Raw genomic sequence first — 20,692 nt, 5'->3', positions numbered from 1 at the left:
AAGTATTTTAGCGGATTGGCCAAAAATAATTTCATGAGACCACTAGGTAAGCCATATATATCAGGGAAAAATTCTGAATTATTCCAATTCAAATAAGTAGACAGGTTTGTTGAAAGTCACTTTTAAATCGGTAAGTCTAAGTTTTCCGTTTTTTAGATTTCTTTCAAACACCACTATATCAGATGATTCCTGATGTGCGACTAACAAATACTTGCCATCTTTTGTGATGATAAAATTCCTAGGCATTACTCCACCACTTTTGGTTCTTTCTACGAATTCCAGCTTTCCTTCTTTATCAATTTCAAAAGCTGTGATCTCGTTGGCATCGCCTCTATTGGACGCATAAAGAAACTTTGAATCTGGAGAAAACCTTAATTCAGCGGCTCCTACATCTCCAATAAACTCCCTATCGGTCAAACTTACTGCCTGTATAGGACTCATTTTTCCCTCATCAAAGCTGTAAACACCCACTTCTGCCGATAGTTCATGAATGAGATAAACCACTTTTCCATTGGGATGGATAACCAAGTGTCTTGGTCCCGCTCCAGCATTTACTTCGATATAAGGGAAGGAAGCGCCCTGAAATGGTACCGCGTAACCTGGATTATAATCATAGAGATGTATTTTATCTGTGCCCAAATCACCAACCAAGAGATTATTGCCGTTAGGATGAAAAACTGTACTGTGTACATGAGCTTTTTCTTGCCTTGCTGAATTGATGCTTTGGCCTTCATGTTGCAGAGTCTGAACGTGAGTCAAATTGCCGTTTTCAATCTGATATGCCGAAAAATTACCCCCGGAATAATTCCCGACCACCAAAAAGTTCTCCTCTGGACTTAAGCTTATGTAACATGGATGATCCCCAAATGAAGGCTTTTCTTCCTTGAGTTCTAGCTTCAATTGATCCCTATCAAAATCAAAAACTTTGACTTTACCGCCACTTTCACCTGATGTTTCTTCAACAGCAAAAACAAGGCTTTGTGCTTTGTTGCTGATGACAAATGAAGGGTTTATCACTTCAGAAGCTATCACATTGGCATTTAAAAGTCCGGTTTCAGGGTTAAACTCCAGGACTCCAATACCCTGTTTATCATCATCTGTGTAGGCACCTATCAAAAAGGTATATTTGGGTTCAATCATTTCTTCTTCGGATTGGTAATCGCATGACCATATACTCATTGCGAGCAGTGTCAGACTTAAAGTTTTGAAAAATATCTGATTATTGATTTTCATTTTCTTCTGAAGTCTTTGGTGAAATCCCTTCTTTTCTGTCTTCGCTGTACAATTCTTTGGTGATTGGATCATACTGACCATCGAGGTCATCGATTTTCATTCCTTTCCACTTTTCGGTTTTGGTGAAGTAAGCCGATCTCATCAGCATATGACCACCAATAGGAGCGGTCAAAAATATAAATAAAATGATGGACACCACTCTGGTAGTCACTGAATAATCTTGGAAATAGATGGCTGCCGACAACAAGATAAGACCCAATCCCAGTGTTGCTGTTTTGGTCGTAATGTTGATACGCATATAGACATCAGGCTTTGTGAGCACAGCTACAGCAGTGGAAAGGATAAAAAGTGACCCTAAGGTCATCATGATCATGATCAATATTTCACTCATCATTTTTACTTCTTTGAATTAGAAAATAGGCAAAAGCCACAGTGCCTAAAAAGGCAATTAATGCAAATAGCATGGCTATATCCAAAAAGGTACTTTGGTCATTTTGCATGCTATATATAGCAATGATACCAATCGCAATCAATATCAACATATCCAGGGCAATCACCCTATCAGGTATACTAGGACCTTTCAGAAATCTGATAAAAACCAAAATCACTGAAATTCCCAGTATGGGCAAAATCACATAATTGTAATATTCCTGTAAACTCATCTCATCAATTCCAATAAGCGGTGTTCTAATTTGATTTTGATCTCCTGTATAAATTCTTCCTTGTCTTCACAATGGAGTGTATGGACAAACATGGCCTTTTTATCAGTGGAAACATCCAATACCATTGTTCCTGGCGTCAGGCAAATAAGGTTAGCCAAAAATGTAATTTCAAGATCACTTTCAGCTTCTAAAGGGACTTTTATAATGGCTGGGTTGAGCTTTGATTTTGAATACAAAGACTCTTTGACTGTCTGAAGGTTAGCCTGCACAATTTTCCCCAAGATCACGATAAAAAACCAGATCGTTTTTGGCACAATAGTGAAATACTTGTTTTCAACCCTATTGATTGTAATGAGCCAAAGTATTCCAAAACTGATGATAAAGCCAAACAGGAAATTTTCTTGGGTAAGTGTTCCTGTAGCAAAGACCCAAACCAAAGCCAATAAAATATTGCTCAATAAAAGTGATTTTGTCATAGCTCAATTTGGTTTTGGCTCATTACATTCTCAATGTAAGCTGCCGGATTCATCAATTCAGAAGCAATGCGTTGCGATAAGGAAATGATATTTTCAGCTCCTAATCCAATGTACAAAGAAATAATACTTAGGAAAACAATAGGGAGTAGCAAAACCCACTTCTCCCTTTGGCGTAACTCATGGAAATACCTGCCAATTGCTTTTTTGGGAAGATTTACTCCTTTTTTCCAAAACACTTCAACCCATACCTTAGCTATCACCCACAAAGTCAGAAAGGAACCTAGTACGATAAAGGTAATTAAAATGTATTCACCACTTTCTAGACCACCTTGGATAAAAAATAATTTAGCCCAGAAGCCTGACAATGGAGGAATTCCCACCAAAGAAAATAAGGGTATGGCCAAAAGAAGTGAAAGTAAAGGGTAGTTTTTATACATTCCACCAAGCTCTTTGATATTTTGAGTACCGTTGATTTTTAGGATAATTCCAGAAACCATGAAGAGATTTGTTTTGACAATAATATCGTGCACCAAATAAAAGACTGTCCCCACTATGGCCAATTCTGTCATCATACCTATACCAGCCATCATAAAGCCAATATGACAAATGATCAGGTATCCGAATATCTTACCTAAGTGTTGGTGTACCATAGCACCAAGTGCACCGGATAAGATGGTCAAAGCGGCCATGACAGAAAGGACCAAACTCAGGAAATCATCTCCCACAAATATCAAAGTAAAAGTTCTTACCATAGCATACACACCTACTTTGGTCAACAAACCTCCAAAAATAGCTGCTACCGCTGGGGGAGGGGTATGATAGGATGCTGGAAGCCAAAAGTAAAGTGGAAAAACAGCTGATTTGATACCGAATGCAACCAGGAATAAGCTTGCTGTGACATTGATCAGACCTTTATTTTCAATTTCCTGTACTTTGAGCGCCAGATCTGCCATATTTAGAGATCCTGTCAATCCATATAAAAAGGCAATTCCAATCAGGAAAAAGATGGAAGCTAGTAGGTTTAGGGCTACATATTTGATTGCTCCCTCGAGTTGTGCTTTTTTACCACCTATTGTAATCAAGACAAAGGAGGAAATAATGATGACCTCAAACCATACATAAAGGTTGAAAATATCTCCAGTAAGAAAGGCTCCTTGAAGCCCCATAATCAGGAAATGAAGCATTGGAAAAAAGCCAAACTGCAACCTGGCCTTGTTCATACTGACTGTGGCAAATACGGATACGGCGAAGCCTGCAATTGCAGCCAGAAGTACCATAGTAACTGCAAAAGTATCAGCTACAAAGGAAATGCCGAATGGAGCTGACCAATTTCCCGATTGGGTAACCAGCATGCCTCCATCATATACAGCTGAAAATAGCCAAATAGAAATTCCCAATCCAACTAAAGACAGGATCACACTAAGGAATTTTTGCGCTTTGATATAGCTCCAGAAAAACAACAACAAAACCGCTGATGCCATTTGGAAAATTATGGGTAATACTATCCAAGTGCTGTTCATATTTCTTCGTCAGTTGAATTCAACTCATCCAAATCATCTGTTTCGAGAACTTTATACACCCTTTTGATCAATATGATGGCAAAAGACTGAAGTCCGAAACCTATTACAATCGCGGTAAGAATAAGTGCTTGTGGCACAGGGTCTGCATAAATTTCAGTGAAGACCTTTGAAGCTTCATCAATGACAGGTGGCTTACCCTTGACCAACCTTCCAAGAAGAAATATCAGTAAATTGACTCCATTTCCCAGAAGAATCAGGCCTATGATCATTTTGAACATACTTCTTCTGAGCAACATGTAGATACCAGCTGCATGTAAAAGACCTATGATAAATATTAACAATAACTCCATTTCAAATTGTCTCTATAATTGAAAACATGATGGTAAGCGTAGAGCCAATCACCACCAAATACACACCTATGTCAAAAAAAAGCGCAGAACCAACCATTCCGATCAGTTGCAGCGGCTCATCGTACCAAAGCCCCGTCATTACCGGCAAACCAACAAGCCAAGGACTGATGGCGGACAAGATGCAAATAGCAAGTCCGATAGGCATGAGGTATCTTGGGTTCAATTTTACAATTGACCTGGTTTCCTTTAACCCAAAAGCAAAGGAATAAAGGATAAAAGCGATCGCAGCCATCAAGCCTCCTACAAATCCTCCTCCTGGAAGGTAATGTCCTCTAAGAAGGATAAATACTGAAAACAACAACAATAAAGGAAGTAAGTACCTCGATGCGGTTTGAAATATTAATGATTTCATATCAATCTTTACTTTTCGGGTTGAGGTTAAGGTTGAGCAAACTGAACACTCCAATGGCGGCTATGACCAATACTACAGTTTCGACCATGGTGTCTATGCCTCTGAAATCTACCAAAATTACATTGACTACGTTTTTCCCTTTTGCTAAAATGTAGGCATTTTCGGCATAGTAATCAGAGACTTCCGAATAAGAAGGAGCTTCAAATACCTCCAATGCAAGAATGGCTATCAAGGAGCCAAACATAAGTGAAAGCAAACCGTCTCTGTACCTGATCTTCCTAGTAGAAAAAGATCTGTTCTTGGGAAGTTGAAACAAGACTAACATGAACAATAAAACCAACAAAATGTCTATTGAAAACTGTGTCATGGCCAAATCCGGAGCCGAATAGTAAAGGAAAAACAGACAGTTTGCCAAGCCTATGATTCCCAATGCTACAATGACCCCGGTTCTTGTTTTGGTCACCAATGCGAAGATTATAGAAGTCACCATCAATATCACCACCAAAAACTCAGACGGGGTGATCTGGGATATCTGATTCCAATCCAAATGGATATCTACACCATCATAGAGTCGATATCCTGCCAAAACGGTCAAAAACAATAAGATCGTAATCACATAATTTCGCAAAAAGCCATTTTGAAAAAAGCCTGTCCATTTTTCGGCAAAACCTTGGAATGACATAGCGATGTTTTCCATTAATTGGATAGGAGCTATTCTGTCAAATGTCTTGACATTTTCAATTAATTTCTTTGATGGTTTTAAGGTGTAATAAAGAACTAACCCTACTGCTAAAGTAATCAAACTCAAACCTAAGATCCAGTTGAAACCATGCCATACAGCAAGGTGGATTTCAGGTGCCTCAGGCAGCATGCTTGTGAAAACTGACTGCATGAGTCCGTCCAAGAGCCAGGGTAAAGCTCCGAAAATCAGGGATAGAGATGCTAATAAAACAGGAGGAACCCACAAGAGTGGGCTTGGCATTTTGGCGCTCTTGTGTTCTTCAGGCAACGAACCTGTAAATGGTTTGATACCCACCCAAAATCCCGCTACAAACAGTATTATCTTCGTAATCACCAAAGCAGCTGTTAACAATATAGCCCATGATCCAAAATGGAAACTGGCTTCATACATGACTTCTTTGCTGATAAAGCCTAGTAAAAAAGGTACACCTGCACTTGATAGAGCGGCTAAATACCCTGCTAGAGCTACTGGCTTCATGATTTTTTGCAAGCCAGCCAAAGAAGTCACCTCTCTTGTGCCTGTTTCATGGTCAATGATACCTGTGATGAGGAATAGTGTAGCCTTATATAATGCATGGGTTAGGATAAAAATACCCGCACCCAACAAAGCGTCTTCTGTGCCAATTCCTAATAGAAACACCAGAATGCCCAGTGCAGAGATCGTGGAATAAGCAAGAATGCTTTTAAGGTCTGTCCTGAAAAGTGAATGAATGGCGGCATATAACATCGTAAAACCACCAACAATGATCAAAGTCCAATTCCAGATGTCTGTTCCGCCCAATAAAGGTGTAAACCTGGCCAAAAGGTAGATCCCAGCTTTTACCATAGTAGCTGAATGCAGGTAAGTACTCACCGGGGTAGGTGCTTTCATGGCTCCAGGAAGCCAAAAGTGAAAAGGGAATTGTGCTGACTTGGTGAAAGCCCCGACAAATACCAGTATTACAATCCAAATGTAAGATTGATGATTTTGCAATATTTCGGAGGAATTAAGTAGCTCTGTGTAAGAAAAAGTACCGCCTACATGCCCGATCCAAATCAAACCGGCAAGCAATACCAAACCACCAAATCCAGTTACTCCCAATGCTGTTAGGGCCGACTTTTGCGAGGAATCATCCTCATTTTTATAACCAATCAGGAAAAAGGAACTAATGCTTGTCAATTCCCAAAATATAAAAAGGCTGATCAAATTGTCAGACAATACCAAGCCCAACATAGCGGCCATAAACATACTCAGGTACCCATAAAACCTATCCAGGTATTTGTCTTCTTTTAAATAATATGAAGTGTAAAAGAAAACCAAAGCACCAATTCCGGTAATCATCAAGCCAAACAGTAAAGAAAGTCCATCTAGCCTGAAGTCCAAGTTGATACCAAAACTTGGGATCCAAGAGTAAGACCAAAACTGTGCACCTTCACTTACAACATGTTGTAGAAATGAAGCCAGATAAATGAAAATACCCAAAGGAATAAATGGATATAACTTAGGGACTAAATCTTTTTTGAAACGGGAAAATATAGGTAAAATCGCAGCTGATATAAGTCCGGAAATAACTGCAAAAATCATATAGTTAGCTTTGAATTCAAGGATAAATGAAAGACACGAAAGTACAAATATTATCTTAACCTAAAATATTTCGTTCCTGATAAGTTTTATCAGCTTTAGTTACATTTTTTCATAATAAATGGTTTGTTTGTTGTTTTTTAAGTAACAAATCAGTCTTTTCATTGATCAAAATGATATAATAACGGTGTTTTATTTATTTTTTGCTAAATTCACGTCGATTAACCATTAAACCTATTATGTCAATAAACACATACCAAACAGAAGTAGCCAAGCGCTTTACTATCTACAACAGTCTATTTTTAGATCTGCCATTTAGTGACATTCACCGAACAGGTACGCTTTTACCTATTTTATCATCTAAGTGTCACGAAGGTTTTGAAAAGGACAAAACACCTAAGGAAATTATTCAGGGCTTTTTTGATGAAATGATGGCACAAAATTCTGATCAGGATAAACATGACCTCCTTTTCAGAATGGTACAATACGTAGAGCGTCAAGTTGTGCTTTTTGATTCTATTGAGGACGCAGCTTTTGAAAAAATCCATGACCTAAAGGGAAAAGGAAGTGTAGCTGCATTGATAGCCAGGGCTGGCAATGACGGGAAAAGGGAAGCCTTAATCGAGAAACTTAAGACCTTTTCTGTCAGGCTGACACTCACAGCGCACCCTACCCAATTTTATCCTGGAAGCGTACTGGGAATCATCACTGACTTGGAAACAGCTATCAGAAATAATGACCTCGGTAACATCGACTTGCTTTTACAGCAACTTGGTAAAACCGCTTTTATCAATAAAGAAAAACCATCCCCGCTCGATGAAGCTGTGAGTTTGATCTGGTTTTTGGTCAATGTTTTTTATCAAAGTATACCGGATATCCTGATAAGACTCTTAAGAAGTTTGGACGTGCCTCTTCATGAATGGGATAATCCTGGATTGTTGAAGGTTGGGTTTTGGCCAGGAGGTGATAGAGATGGCAATCCATTTGTCACACATGACATCACGGTCAAAGTTGCAGAAAGACTTCAAAAGTGGATTTTGAGATGTTATTACAGGGATGTAAGAAAACTCAGAAGAAGGTTGACTTTCAAAAATGTTGAGCCTGTGATGATCAAAGTAGAGAATGGTCTGTTCAGTTCTCTTTTTGAAAACCAAGGTTATTACAATAGCAAAGAGGAACTGCTTGCAGACTTGATGGAAGCCAGGCAAGGACTAATAGACCTACATGACGGATTGTTTTTGGATCAGTTGGATGAGTTTATTCTTAAGGTTAAAATTTTCGGATTCCACTTTGCCTATATGGATGTCCGGCAAGACAGCCGTAAACATGATGGCCTATGGGATGAGCTGATAGAGGTAAAATCAGGAAAACCTGAACTAGACAAATATCATGATTTGTCTGAGGAAGAAAAGGTCAAATATCTCTTGGAAATAGAAGGATTGCCTGATCAGTCAGAGCTTAAAGATGAATTTCATCAAGAAATGATGAAGAGTTTTGATGCTGTCAAGACTGTCCAACAAAGCAATGGCGAGGAAGGGCTACATCGGTATATCATTTCAAACTGTCAGTCAGTGCTGCATATTTTGGAAGTATTTCAATTGTCCAAACTGAGATTTGGTAAAGAAATTGAAAACCTTCCATTGGATATAGTGCCTTTGTTTGAAACTATTGATGACTTGGCAGCTGCTCCGGATATCATGAGGCAATTGTACGAAAACGAGCATTACCGAAAGCACCTCAAAAATAGAAAATCCAAGCAAAGCATCATGTTGGGCTTCTCAGACGGCACCAAAGATGGTGGATACATCCGAGCCAATTGGTCTATTTTGAGAGCCAAAGAAGAACTGACGAAAGTATCAAGGGAATATGATGTAAGCGTGGTATTCTTTGATGGTAGGGGTGGACCTCCTGCAAGAGGAGGAGGCAATATGAACAACTTCTATGCTTCTTTAGGTGAAAAGGTAGAAAACGCTGAAATTCAGGTTACTATTCAGGGACAGACCATTTCTGCTAATTATGGAAAACAGGTTTCCTGTACTTATAATCTTGAACAATTACTTTGTGCAGGATTGGAAAATGAGCTTTATCCTTCATCTGATAAGAATCTTAGTGAAGAACAGCGCAAGTTGATTGATAAAATGGCCGAGACATCTTATCAGTTTTATAAGGACTTTAAAAACCATCCTAAATTTGTTCCTTATCTAGAGCATGTCACGCCATTGAAGTTTTTTGGTCAAGTCAATATTGGTTCTAGACCGTTGAAAAGAGGCAAAGACTCAGGCTTGAAGTTTGAAGACCTAAGGGCAATTCCATTTGTGGGATCTTGGGCTCAAATGAAACAGAATATTCCAGGTTTCTTTGGGGTAGGTGCTGCTTTGTCAAAATTGAAAGACGAGGGGGATTTTGAAGAAGCGAAGAAACTTTACAAAGACTCTTTGTTCTTTAGGTCATTGCTGGGTAACTCCATGCAGTCTTTGGCCAAGTCTTTTTACAAGGCTACGGCATATTTGAAGGATAATGATGACTATGCTGAGTTTTGGAAATTGATGTTTGAGGAGTATCAGCGTTCAATCGATATGCTTTTGGACGTTTCGGGAATGGACACTTTGCTACAAGACAACCTTACCTCAAAGGAGTCCATAGCCATCAGGGAAAAAATTGTTCTCCCTGTAATCACTATTCAGCAATATGCCATTCAATCCATGTTGGAATCCGGCAAAGAAGATAGAAACCTGCAAATGCTTATCCTGCGAACGATGTTTGCGATTATCAATGCTGCGAGAAATGCAGCTTAATTATATTTTCTCAAAGGCATCTGAACTCAGGTGCCTTTTTTTCCTTATTTTGTTTTTTTATTTCTTTTTAATGCTCCACTTCACTTCTTAAAAAGAATTGAGTTATTTTAGTTTCAGAGTAGGATTCAAACAAATTACGATGAAAAAAAAGCTTATAATTCCTATAGATTTTTCCCCCTTTGCTAAAGAACAGTTGAGGTTGGCAGCTTCCTGGAAATCACAATATGATGTTGATTTGGTGATTCTGCATAAGATAAATTTGGTTTTTCCATCGTTATCAAGTGCTGATATACGCCTTAAAATGGAGTATGAGTTAAAAAGAGAAGCTAAAAATCAAGTGAATGAATTATTGGAAGAAGTAGGCTTGGACATCAATACTCCTACATACATTTTCACTGAAAGTTTGGTGGCATTTATCTTGAATTCCAAATCACTAAGCCAAGAGGATATTATTGTAGTCGGGATGAAAGGTGCCGGAATGCTTACACAGCTATTAATAGGAAGCACTACTACCCAATTGATAGACAATCTCAATCACACGATTATTGCAGTGCCTCTTGATTTGAAAGAATTGTATCCTGAGAAACTTATGGTAGGCATACATCATAAATCAGGATTGAATAACAAAAGCTTTTCTGATTTATTAAATTTGATCTCTCCAACATTGAATTTTGTTGAATTCGTATCTGTGGTGGCTGCTGATGAAGATAAAGCTAAAACCGATTCATTTCTTCAACAAATTCAAGGGCCATTTTCGTCTCAAGTAAAAACAGATTTTAAAACATTTGAAGGACAAAATGCATTGACTTCGCTAAAACAATTTTATGGAGAACTTGACCATACCTTTTTAGTGGTGCAAAGAGGCTCAAGATCTTTCTCAGATCATGTTTTCCGAAAGTTTATGGTAAATGAATTGGTATATAATAATTTTGCTCCTTTAATTATAATTCCATGATTGAGTATTTACAGGAACTTGCAAAAAATCCATTTACTGAATTTGCCTTGATTTTTTTATTTGCTGCTATCTTGGGTGGCATTGGGCAATTTTTGAAGCAGCCTTTGATTGTAATGTTTATTTTCTTGGGGATTTTATTAGGACCTTCTTTTTTAGACATCGTCCAATCCAAAGAGAATATCCACCTTCTGGCAGAAATAGGAATAGCCATTCTCTTGTTTATTGTTGGTTTAAAGCTAGACTTGAGGTTGATTCAATCCACTGGAAAAATTGCTTTACTTACCGGGCTTGGTCAGGTTTTGTTCACTTCCTTATTTGGATACATGATTGGGCTCGCTCTTGGCTTTGGAAACTTGGAGAGTTTTTACATTGCTGTGGCTCTCACTTTCAGTAGTACCATAATTATTGTCAAACTTCTTTCAGATAAAAAAGAAATTGACTCCCTTCATGGTCAGATAGCAATTGGTTTTTTGATTGTACAGGATTTGGTAGTAATACTGGTGATGATCGTACTGGCTACAATCGGCAGGGAAGGAGACGGTTCTGTAATTGAAGAGATAGGGAAAACTTTGTTGTATAGTTTGATATTCGTGGCATTTACTTTTTTGATGATGCGATATCTGATCCCAAGAGTAAGTCATTTTCTGGCCAAATCAGCTGAACTATTAACGCTATTTGCGATAGCTTGGGCTGTCTCCTTGGCTGGAATTGGAGAATTGATTGGATTTAGTGGCGAGGTGGGTGCATTTTTAGCTGGTGTAACCTTGGCCTCATCACCCTTCAAGGATTTGGTGTCAGGAAGATTGACAAGCCTCAGGGATTTTCTACTATTGTTTTTCTTTGTCAATCTAGGCTCAGAGCTAGATTTCTCTGTGATTGGTGAGCAAGTTCCCAGTGCATTTATATTCTCATTTTTTGTATTGATTGGTAATCCTATTATCGTTCTGATCATCATGGGGATAATGGGCTATAAAAAGAGAACAGGTTTCCTTGCAGGTCTTACAGTTGCACAAATTTCCGAGTTTTCATTGATTTTTGCCGGCCTAGGTCTGAGCGTGGGCCATATCAATGAGGAAATTCTAGGACTCATCACTTTGGTTGGCTTGATTACCATAGCACTTTCTACCTACTTGATTTTGTACTCTCATCAAATCTATCAAGTAATAGCTCCAGCACTTTCTATTTTTGAAAGAAAAAAATTAAATGCAAATGAGAATCAGAAAGCATCAAAACAAAAGGAATTTCACACTGTGATCATTGGTTTGGGTAGAATCGGGTCTGAAATTACAAGACGCATAGAGGATCAGAAAGAAAAATGCACCTATTTTGGTGTTGATTTTGATCCCAACGTGGTCAAATCATATAGAGAAAGAGGTAAAGAGGTGATCTATGCCGATATTGAAGATCCGGAGTTATTGACACATATACCTTATGAAAATGCGAAATGTATCATCAATACAGTCCCGGTGCCTGAGTCTGCCAAGCACCTTTTACTCAAACTTCAAAGGTCTGATTTCAAAGGGAAATTGTACCTAACCGCTATCAATTCTTTTGATAAGAAATATTTGGTGGATCTTGGTGCCAAAAATGTGCTGATGCCTCATGAATTGGCGGCAGCTAATTTTTACAATGAATATTTAAAACCAGAAATGGGGTGATTGAAAAATCCTTGTGTTCATCTATATTGGTTTAGGTAAAAAGGAGCTAAATCTCGAAGGTCAAAAGTTGAGGGCATGCTCAATTTGAAGTCAAATATTCCTTGGGTAAAAAAAATGGCGGGTATCACCCGCCATAGTCTTAAGATTCCAAACTGTGTTCCACCACAATTTCCGTATCCAATAATACAGATATTGGACAGTTTTTCTCAGCATCCTTAACAGCCTCCGCAAACTTTTCAGCAGAGATGCCAGGTACTTTTGCTTTTAATTCTATTTTGGACTGAGTGATTTTGCCATCTTCAAGTGTGATGGTGCACTTGGCATTCAGTTCATCAGCTTTGTGATCTGATTCTCCCAAGACAAAGCTTAACTTCATAGCGAAGCATCCAGCATGTGCGGCAGCTATCAACTCTTCCGGATTGGTACCTTTTCCTTCTTCAAATCTTGAAGAAAATGAATATTGGGTGCTATCAAGTACGCCAGTCTGAGTACTCAAATTTCCCTTACCTTCTTTTCCGGATCCTTGCCAAACGGCAGTTGCATGTCTTTTCATTGGTGTAGTTTTTTGGTTAAAAATTTTATTCTGAATTTGTCCTTTAAGTTATCAAATAATAAAGGCCGTACCAAAAAATGGCACGGCCTTCTCAAATAAAATATCAATATGTAGTTATTTGCTCATTGGCTTTTCGCGCTGAATCTCCAACATATCCACTGGAGGTGGCGTGTTGTCCCCTAATAGGTGCAGAACGTAGTAATCTGCCATTCTCCAGAAGAAATATTCAGTCATATCTCCAAAACCGTGTCTTTGGCCGGGAAGGATGATGAAATCAAATCTCTTGTTGGCCTTGATTAGGGCATTCGCCATTCTGATGGTATTGGCTGGGTGAACATTGTTATCTACATCTCCGGTAACCAAAAGCAAATGGCCTTTGAGGTTTTTGGCAAGGTCAGGATTCCTTTCTACCTGATAGATAAAAGTAGTATCACCTTTAGGGGTAATGACTTCTTTTACTCCATGGTGTTTTTCAGACCACCACCTATTGTAAATGTTGTTTTCATGATTTCCGGCAGAAGAAACAGCAACTTTGAAGAAATCAGGATAAACCAACATCGCAGCGGTGGACATAAAACCACCACCTGAGTGACCATGGATCCCTACTCTGGATTTATCGATGAAATTATGTCTTGCCGCTAACTGTTCTACAGCTGCCTTTTTATCGGCAAGACCATAGTCGCGAAGATTGCCATAGCCATAATTATGATACCACTTAGATCTTCCCGGATGCCCACCTCTATTACCTACGGTAACTACTACAAAACCCAACTGGGCAAGTCTGTCTATCCTGTCCATAGACCTTCCAAAGGATTTGTTTACTGCTTCAGTTTGTGGTCCTGGATATACATATTCGATTATTGGGTAACTTTTGGTACTATCAAAGTCAAAAGGTCTGTACATGACACCAAAAAGGTCTGTAATGCCATCATCAGCTTTTACTTTAAAAGGCTCAGGGAATTGATACCCCGCAGCAAATAAAGAAGTCAGGTCAGCTTCTTCCAGGTCCATGACTTTTCTGCCTTGGTTGTCATGCAACACAGCTGTAGGAATGGTATTTACCCTTGAGTAATTATTGACAAAAAAAGTAGCATTGTCATTTACCGACACACTGTGGTCGTAATTGCCTGGATTCAGCAAGGTGACATTGCCTCCGTTTAGACTTACTTTATACAAGTGTAGGTAATAAGGGTCTTCCCCCTTTTCTTTGGCATTTGCAGTGAAATATAACGTTCTGTTTTTTTCATCTACCTGTTCTATACTTTCGGAATGGTAGGGACCTGAGGTCAATTGTTTTTTCAAAGTCCCGTTTACTTCGTAAAGGTAATAATGACCCCAGCCATCGCGCTCTGACCAATGGATAAATTCCGTTCCATTGGTCAATACTTTTGGTTTTTGTATGTCTATATAAGTATTGCTTCTTTCCTCAACCAATATTTCCTTTTTACTTTCTTTTAAATTCCATCTACAAACATCCACCCGCTTTAAGTCTCTTGAGGTAATAGTGAAATAGAAGAAATTTTCATCTCCAAGCCATTTGACTGGTTTAAACTCATCGTCTTGTTGATTGGCTTTCAAGTCAGCTGACCATACACTCAAACTCTGATCCTTGAATGTATTGACATCAAGTTCAGACATTGATTTAGTATCAAAAGAAAAATGTTTCAATTCCGTTCGCGGCTGATCTTTTTCACCCGGCATGGCATATTTATAGCTTTCAAGTGTTGGTCTTGGATTCTTGGTGTTGTGAATGACCCAAAGGTCTTTGACATGTCGTGAATCAGTTCTTGTCAATACAAACTCTTTTGAGTTGGCAGACCAGTAAACCGAAGCTCTTTTGCGGTCATCTTTCTTTTTTTCCTCTTCTTCATTGTCATCACCCCTTCCAGAAGCACCATATGAATAGTCTTTTTCACCATCTTCAGTAATGCGGTGTTCTACAATAGTGCTGTCTTTTTCATCTTTTACTGCCTTCAGGAAATTCTCCTTGTCCATCCAAAACAGGTTTTCGTTTTTAGCAAAAACTATTTTAGAAGAGTCAGGGGCGATATTTGCCCAAGAGAGCCTTTTCTTTTTTTCCTCTGGATCTTCTATTTCTGTCAAGGTGCCATTTCCGAGATTGTATCTAAAGAAGAAAGTCTTTTTCTCAAGTGAGTCTTTGGCACTTTTATTTTTGGCTTTAATCTCCTCCCAATCTTTCTTGAGCACTTCCTCCGTACTCTTTACTTTAAACTGAACTTCATTTTCATCTTCAATGAATTTAAGATCATTCAGGTCAAGGTGCTGTCCATCAAAAGGATCTTTGACAATCAGTGTCAGACGGGCTGCGAGTACATCTTTATCAAACAGAGGAGTTTTAGTTCTGTTGGCAGGGTTTACCAAATACCAGTTTTTCCCTTCCGTAGTCTCATATTCATACCAGAAACGGTCTGAATTTTTAAGCCAATGAGCTTTGACATCTGTAGAAAAGATCATCTTTTTCAGCTTTTCAGGGGAAAATCCCGATGCCAACTCATAGTTTCCTTTAGTGCTTGACTGCTGTGCAAATACAGCGGTCACAGAAAGGAATATGCTGATCAATACAATTACTTTTTTCATCAATAATTTCTTTTTTAATCTTTGAAACTAATTCAAATCCATTTTGTCTTTAAACTAAATTTGTGAAATGACAACATTCCTACACAAGCGGTAAAAGTTGAGAGACTTTATTTTTTGAATGGCCTTTCAGTATAAAACTCACGAATCAAAGGAACTAGGCCCTATTTTCCACTCATCCTAAAAGGCAGTGGTGTAACATAAATTCCAATTGGCTTGGGCTTGTATGTGTTATATTCGAGTATAATTAATCGCGCATACTATGAAAAAAAACTTACTTACACTCACCCTAATACTTCTAACCTTCACCTGGAGCATGGCTCAGGAAAAAAGAGAAGTCAAAGTAGAATCCAGTTCTGTCACCAATGGAGAAGTGACCATCAAAGGTCAAAAAGTCCCCTATAAAGCCACAGCCGGCACTATGCCTGTTTGGAATGAGGCTGGTGAGCCAATAGCGACTTTGTTTTACACTTATTACGAAAGAACTGACGTAACTGACAAGGCAAGAAGACCTTTGGTGTACTCTTTCAATGGAGGTCCTGGTTCAGGTTCTCTTTGGATGCATTTGGCTTACACTGGTCCTTACAAATTGAATATTGATGATGAAGGGAATCCTTTACAGCCTTATGGTGTCAGCAAAAACCCACATTCTATTTTGGATGTAGCTGATATTGTATATATAGATCCAGTAAATACCGGTTACTCTAGAGTGGTAGACAAAGACGAACCGAGATCGACCTTTTTTGGTATCAACAGTGACATCAAATACCTTTCTGATTGGGTAAAGACATTCACTACACGTAATAACAGATGGCAATCACCAAAGTATCTTATTGGCGAAAGTTATGGTACTACAAGAGTTGCCGGAATGGCACATGAATTACAAAACGCACATTGGATGTACCTCAACGGGGTAATCTTGGTTTCTCCAACAGGAATGGGCTTAGATAGAAGTGGGCCTGTAGCTGCGGCTAATTACTTGCCGTATTTTGCAGCAACTTCTTGGTACCATAAAGTGCTGCCTTCAGAGCTACAGAGCAAAGATTTGGATGAAATCATTCCTGAAGTAGAGGCATATACGCTTGACGTCTTGATTCCTGCCTTATCTAAAGGAGGTACTTTGGATCCAGCTGAAAGAAAAGAAATTGCTAAAAAAATGTCATATTATACTGGTCTTAGTGAAAAAGTGATTTTAGAGCATGCATTGGCAGTTCCTACGAGCTATTACTGGAAAGAAGTTATGAGAGATCAAGGCCTGACAATTGGTAGATTGGACAGCAGATATAGAGGCATAGATCAAACAGATGCTGGAGAGCGTTATGATTATGATCCAGCCCTTACTTCATGGAACCATGCTTTTTCACCAGCCATGAACTATTATGCTAAAAACATCTTGAAGTATGATACTGACTTGACTTACAACCTATTTGGTCCAGTTCACCCATGGGATAGAAGTAATGAAAACACCGGTAGGCAATTGGCTCAAGCCATGTTGCAAAATCCATACATGCACGTAATGACTCAGTCAGGATATTTTGATGGTGGTACTGATTATTTTAATGCCAAATACAACATGTGGCAAATGGATCCAGCTGGAAAAATGCAAGATAGGTTACACTTCAAAGGATATAGATCAGGACATATGATGTATTTGAGAGCTGAAGATTTGGCTAATTCCAACGAAGATATCAGAGAGTTTATCAAAATGAGTTTGCCAGGTGATGGCATACCTGCTAAGTATTGATTTAAATTTTAGATTTAGATTTTAGATTTAAGATTCTAGTCCCGATAGCGGGAAGATTTGAAAAAATAGATTTAAAAAGCCGGTCGATATGATCGGCTTTTTTATTTTACCAAGATGCTGAAGTCTTGCAGTTGCGTGAATGTTCCTTGCAAACCTAGTAATTCTGCCAAAGCCTGATATACTTCACTTTTCTTTTTACCCTGATTTCTCAAATAAAAAACGGAGGTGCTGCCTGCCGATTTGGAAAGTTTTTCTTTGTTTTCATTTTTGATAATCTGATGGTGATAGAATGTACTTTTTGGAAAATCGTTTTTGCCCATAATATCAGCCAAATATACCTGCGCCAAGCTTGAGCCATAGAGATCTTTTCCTCTGACAATGAGGTCAACACCAAAATGTAGGTCATCTACCAAGGATGCCAGTTGATAGGATGGGAAACCATCTTTTTTCCTAACAATAAAATCACTTAAAAGTGATGGCAGCTTTCCTGAGACAGTTACTCCTGAATAATCATTGAGGTTAACTTCTATATCTTTTGGAGTTGCGACCCTCCAAGCAGCATCAGACTTGTTGAAATCAAGTTTCTTATTTCTGCAAAAACCATTGTAGAAACCTTTTGGATTTGATTTTAGGATCTTTTTTCGGCTACAGTCACAGGCAAAAATCAACTTTTTTGTTTTTAAGTTTTCCAAAGCCTCTTTGTACAAGCTCATTCTCGACAACTGAGAATAATTGGATTTAAAATCAGAAAAATTTTTAGGTCCCAAATCATAAGGAATCTCTAAAAAATCAAGGGTGTTAAAAATATCATGGAGGAAATTATTCTTAGTTCGCTCCTTGTCCAAGTCATCTATTCGGAGAAGGGTTTTGGCATTTTCCTTTTTTGCAATATGGTAAGTGAGTATAAAAGAGTAAATATTTCCAAAGTGTAAATATCCACTTGGAGTCGGCGCATACCTGCTTATGCTATGTGATTTTGTCATTTTCATGAAGCCAAAAGAGTTGTTGGACAATGGCATTCAAAATACAAGTATTAAATGGATAGCAATAATCTTATGGGTACTTTTATTGGAAATTTTGATAAAACAGGGAATGATTTCCGATAATTGAATGGATTAATAATTTTTAACCTGATAAATTTTTTAGCTACAATGTGTGTTGGTAATTTAGAATGTTGAAAGCGAAATATATCATATTATTCTTCCTGGGTATTTCTTTGATTGCCCAAGCACAAGCACAGGTGATCACTGGAAATGTGGTAGAGGGAATGGATCGGAATTTTTTGGACAATGTCTGGGTAATAAACCTGGATAAAAAAGACAGTATTATCACCAATGAAAGAGGGTACTTCAGGGTAAAGGGACAAAAAGGAGACAGCCTCCTTTTCAGGAGAGACTATTACATTCCCAAAAAAATGGTGGTTGGAGAAGATACACACATTTTTACAGACATCTATCTTGATGCCAGAACTCTCCCTATGTTTGATTTGTATGGTGAGAGGTTGGTGATTCCATTCAAGGCAGGAAACCAATCTTCCATGCGTTCCTTAGGAGACAGGGCTACAGGACCTGGGAAAGTTTACATGGGACTTGCAGATAATGAAAGCTTGATGCCTGGTCTGACTATCGATGGTCCAATTTCGTATTTTATGAAAAGTGAGAGACAAAAACGTCAATATGCCAAGAAGTTGACATTTTTGGCAAGACAGAAAGATTACCTTGACCTGATCCAATCGGATTCTGTTATGCAGGCACTCAAGTTGGAGTATAATCTGACTGACAGAGATATGGATGATTTGATCATTGAATTTAATATGGCCAATTTAGATCATCAATTTTTGGATATGGATTGGGAAAGGGTGGAACAGATGTTGACTGATTTTCTCAATCAAAGAACAAGGTATAGAAAAGAAGAACCACTTCAATTGGATAGAAGAAACCCGATTGATCCTAGAAATAGTAGGTTCAGAGATTAAGCTTTTCTTTTAAAAGACCAAGTAACATAAAACTTTGCCACAATTTCTCCACTTGGGGAAACCCCTGTTGATACCGTGGTCAATTTATCACTCTCATCTACTTCTAGAAAATCGATCAATTGGCAAAGTTCATCACCTTGAGTGCATGAGAAGGCAATTCTTTGATTTGCTTTCTTGTAATATTCAGCTCTAAAATCCACTACTAGCATGCTGAACTTTCCTTTTCCGGCCATGGCCAATTGACAAAGAGCTCCGGTACTTAATTCAGCAGCACCTGCCATTGCAGCAAAATAAATTGAATTGAAGGGATTTTGACTCCTCCAAAAATAGGGGATGGTAACTGTACATGAATTGAGGTCCAAGGACTTGACTTTTAGCCTCCAGAAAACAGCCGAGGGAAGTTTGAAAAACATTGCCCACCAAAATATGAATGGATTGGTCATTCTCTTTAAATACTTTTTTGCCTCTTCGTTCATAGGTAAATAAATTAAGTTTTTAATTTAGCGAAAAATTAAATGGACTAATTTGAAATGGCACCTTTTTTGGTCATTTTCGGGAAAAAATCAATCAATATGTTGAAAAAAATAAGTTTTTTGTTTGCGCTTGGACTTTTAATCTATTCATGTGCAAGAGTTCCTCTCAGCGGAAGAAATCAACTTGCCCTTATCGGGAATGAAGAATTGTTGCCACTCGCATACGAACAGTACGATCAAGTGCTTGCAGAGAGTAGGGTGGTGACCAACACATCAGAAGGTCAGATGGTATTGAGAGTGGGCAGAAGGATAGCCGATGCGGTAGAAGTTTATCTCAAAGAGAAAGGCTATGATGAAACCTTAGAAGGTTTTGCTTGGGAGTTTAATCTTATTCAGGAAGATATTGTCAATGCTTGGTGTATGCCTGGGGGAAAGGTTGCTTTTTACACTGGTATTATCCCGATTTGCGAAGATGAAACAGGTATTGCTGTTGTAATGGGACATGAAGTAGCACATGCTATAGCGCATCATGGTCGAGAAAGAATGTCTAATGGTATGTTGCTCAATGGGCTATTGGGAGGAGTTCAGGCGGCTATGGGTCAAAACCCATCTTTGACGCAGAATCTTTTCCTTCAGGCTTTTGGTGTAGGAGGACAACTAGGAATGCTTAAATTTTCAAGAAGACATGAATTGGAAGCTGATCAATTGGGGTTGAATTTTATGGCTTTGGCCGGGTATGACCCAAGAGATGCTCCTGAGTTTTGGACAAGAATGAGTAATGCGAGTTCTGGTGAAAGTCCACCTGAATTTTTATCCACCCACCCTGGTCCAAACAGAAGGATCGATCAACTCAATAATAATATGCCTCAGGCTATGGAATACTACGAAAGAAGCCAAAAGAGATAAAAAAAACCTGCCAATTTTGGCAGGTTTTTTTCTTTATATGCAGTTTATAAAATGCCTTTATATTATCTTATTCCTTCTTGACG

At 38.5% G+C, this 20,692-nt stretch carries 18 protein-coding genes; 6 read left to right on the top strand and 12 right to left on the bottom strand.

The genetic code is table 11. The annotated features are described in order from the left end of the window. Positions 1 to 78: 78 nt before the first annotated feature. The 8 genes from CLW00_RS01670 to mbhE are packed head-to-tail and all read right to left on the bottom strand — an operon-like array spanning position 79 to position 6,958. Positions 79 to 1,233, bottom strand: a complete 1,155-nt coding sequence (locus tag CLW00_RS01670) for a lactonase family protein (RefSeq protein WP_106131901.1) — start codon at positions 1,231 to 1,233, stop codon at positions 79 to 81. Then, complete coding sequence (gene mnhG / locus CLW00_RS01665) at positions 1,220 to 1,627, bottom strand: monovalent cation/H(+) antiporter subunit G (RefSeq protein WP_342747894.1); 408 nt, start codon at positions 1,625 to 1,627, stop codon at positions 1,220 to 1,222. The genes CLW00_RS01670 and mnhG overlap by 14 nt, the downstream gene beginning before the upstream one ends. Further along, complete coding sequence (locus tag CLW00_RS01660; protein ID WP_106131900.1) at positions 1,617 to 1,895, bottom strand: cation:proton antiporter; 279 nt, start codon at positions 1,893 to 1,895, stop codon at positions 1,617 to 1,619. The genes mnhG and CLW00_RS01660 overlap by 11 nt, the downstream gene beginning before the upstream one ends. Continuing rightward, a complete protein-coding gene (locus tag CLW00_RS01655) occupies positions 1,892 to 2,371 on the bottom strand; it encodes a Na+/H+ antiporter subunit E (RefSeq protein WP_106131899.1) in 480 nt (159 codons plus the stop codon). The genes CLW00_RS01660 and CLW00_RS01655 overlap by 4 nt, the downstream gene beginning before the upstream one ends. Then, positions 2,368 to 3,891 carry a proton-conducting transporter transmembrane domain-containing protein gene (locus CLW00_RS01650; RefSeq protein ID WP_106131898.1) on the bottom strand — a complete coding sequence of 508 codons (1,524 nt, stop codon included), beginning with the start codon at positions 3,889 to 3,891 and terminating at the stop codon, positions 2,368 to 2,370. The genes CLW00_RS01655 and CLW00_RS01650 overlap by 4 nt, the downstream gene beginning before the upstream one ends. Beyond that, positions 3,888 to 4,241, bottom strand: a complete 354-nt coding sequence (locus CLW00_RS01645) for a Na+/H+ antiporter subunit C (protein WP_106131897.1) — start codon at positions 4,239 to 4,241, stop codon at positions 3,888 to 3,890. The genes CLW00_RS01650 and CLW00_RS01645 overlap by 4 nt, the downstream gene beginning before the upstream one ends. A 1-nt stretch (position 4,242) precedes the next feature. Continuing rightward, the gene (locus CLW00_RS01640) at positions 4,243 to 4,653 is read right to left on the bottom strand and encodes a Na+/H+ antiporter subunit B (RefSeq protein ID WP_106131896.1); all 411 of its coding nucleotides are present in this window, start codon (positions 4,651 to 4,653) and stop codon (positions 4,243 to 4,245) included. Between the two features lies 1 nt (position 4,654). After that, positions 4,655 to 6,958 (bottom strand): hydrogen gas-evolving membrane-bound hydrogenase subunit E, encoded by a 2,304-nt coding sequence (gene mbhE / locus CLW00_RS01635; protein WP_106131895.1) that lies wholly within the window; start codon positions 6,956 to 6,958, stop codon positions 4,655 to 4,657. Positions 6,959 to 7,194: 236 nt separating this feature from the next. Here mbhE and CLW00_RS01630 point away from each other — a divergent pair, with 236 nt between their 5' ends. The 3 genes from CLW00_RS01630 to CLW00_RS01620 all read left to right on the top strand — a co-directional run bounded on the left by CLW00_RS01630 (position 7,195) and on the right by CLW00_RS01620 (position 12,363). Next, positions 7,195 to 9,750, top strand: coding sequence for a phosphoenolpyruvate carboxylase (locus CLW00_RS01630; RefSeq protein ID WP_106131894.1), 2,556 nt, complete (start codon positions 7,195 to 7,197; stop codon positions 9,748 to 9,750). Positions 9,751 to 9,889: 139 nt separating this feature from the next. After that, positions 9,890 to 10,705: a universal stress protein gene (locus tag CLW00_RS01625; RefSeq protein WP_106131893.1), complete on the top strand. Its 816-nt coding sequence runs from the start codon at positions 9,890 to 9,892 to the stop codon at positions 10,703 to 10,705. Beyond that, positions 10,702 to 12,363, top strand: a complete 1,662-nt coding sequence (locus CLW00_RS01620) for a cation:proton antiporter (protein WP_106131892.1) — start codon at positions 10,702 to 10,704, stop codon at positions 12,361 to 12,363. The genes CLW00_RS01625 and CLW00_RS01620 overlap by 4 nt, the downstream gene beginning before the upstream one ends. 139 nt (positions 12,364 to 12,502) lie before the next feature. On the opposite strand, the gene CLW00_RS01615 is transcribed toward CLW00_RS01620, so the two are convergent. Both CLW00_RS01615 and CLW00_RS01610 read right to left on the bottom strand, forming a co-directional pair. Then, the gene (locus CLW00_RS01615) at positions 12,503 to 12,916 is read right to left on the bottom strand and encodes an OsmC family protein (RefSeq protein ID WP_106131891.1); all 414 of its coding nucleotides are present in this window, start codon (positions 12,914 to 12,916) and stop codon (positions 12,503 to 12,505) included. A gap of 114 nt (positions 12,917 to 13,030) precedes the next feature. Continuing rightward, positions 13,031 to 15,514 carry a S9 family peptidase gene (locus CLW00_RS01610; RefSeq protein WP_106131890.1) on the bottom strand — a complete coding sequence of 828 codons (2,484 nt, stop codon included), beginning with the start codon at positions 15,512 to 15,514 and terminating at the stop codon, positions 13,031 to 13,033. A 259-nt stretch (positions 15,515 to 15,773) separates the two neighbouring features. Here CLW00_RS01610 and CLW00_RS01605 point away from each other — a divergent pair, with 259 nt between their 5' ends. Further along, entirely contained in the window at positions 15,774 to 17,255 is a 1,482-nt protein-coding gene (locus tag CLW00_RS01605) for a S10 family peptidase (RefSeq protein WP_106131889.1), read from the top strand. A 101-nt stretch (positions 17,256 to 17,356) separates the two neighbouring features. Here the strand turns inward: CLW00_RS01605 and CLW00_RS01600 are convergent, their stop codons facing one another. Beyond that, positions 17,357 to 18,244: a glutamate--tRNA ligase family protein gene (locus CLW00_RS01600; RefSeq protein ID WP_106131888.1), complete on the bottom strand. Its 888-nt coding sequence runs from the start codon at positions 18,242 to 18,244 to the stop codon at positions 17,357 to 17,359. 182 nt (positions 18,245 to 18,426) lie between these two features. Between CLW00_RS01600 and CLW00_RS01595 the strand changes: the two genes are divergently transcribed. Beyond that, positions 18,427 to 19,230 (top strand): hypothetical protein, encoded by an 804-nt coding sequence (locus CLW00_RS01595; RefSeq protein WP_211300132.1) that lies wholly within the window; start codon positions 18,427 to 18,429, stop codon positions 19,228 to 19,230. Here the strand turns inward: CLW00_RS01595 and CLW00_RS01590 are convergent. Then, the gene (locus CLW00_RS01590; RefSeq protein ID WP_106131887.1) at positions 19,227 to 19,706 is read right to left on the bottom strand and encodes a DUF4442 domain-containing protein; all 480 of its coding nucleotides are present in this window, start codon (positions 19,704 to 19,706) and stop codon (positions 19,227 to 19,229) included. The two genes, CLW00_RS01595 and CLW00_RS01590, sit on opposite strands and share 4 nt — an antisense overlap. A 96-nt stretch (positions 19,707 to 19,802) precedes the next feature. Between CLW00_RS01590 and CLW00_RS01585 the strand changes: the two genes are divergently transcribed. After that, positions 19,803 to 20,609, top strand: a complete 807-nt coding sequence (locus CLW00_RS01585) for a M48 family metallopeptidase (RefSeq protein WP_106132211.1) — start codon at positions 19,803 to 19,805, stop codon at positions 20,607 to 20,609. Positions 20,610 to 20,692 lie beyond the last annotated feature (83 nt).

Source organism: Mongoliibacter ruber (genome assembly GCF_003003005.1).
Classification (GTDB): Bacteria; Bacteroidota; Bacteroidia; order Cytophagales; family Cyclobacteriaceae; genus Mongoliibacter; species Mongoliibacter ruber.
Note: the sequence above shows the minus strand (reverse complement) of the source record. Positions and strands in the feature narration are given on the sequence as shown.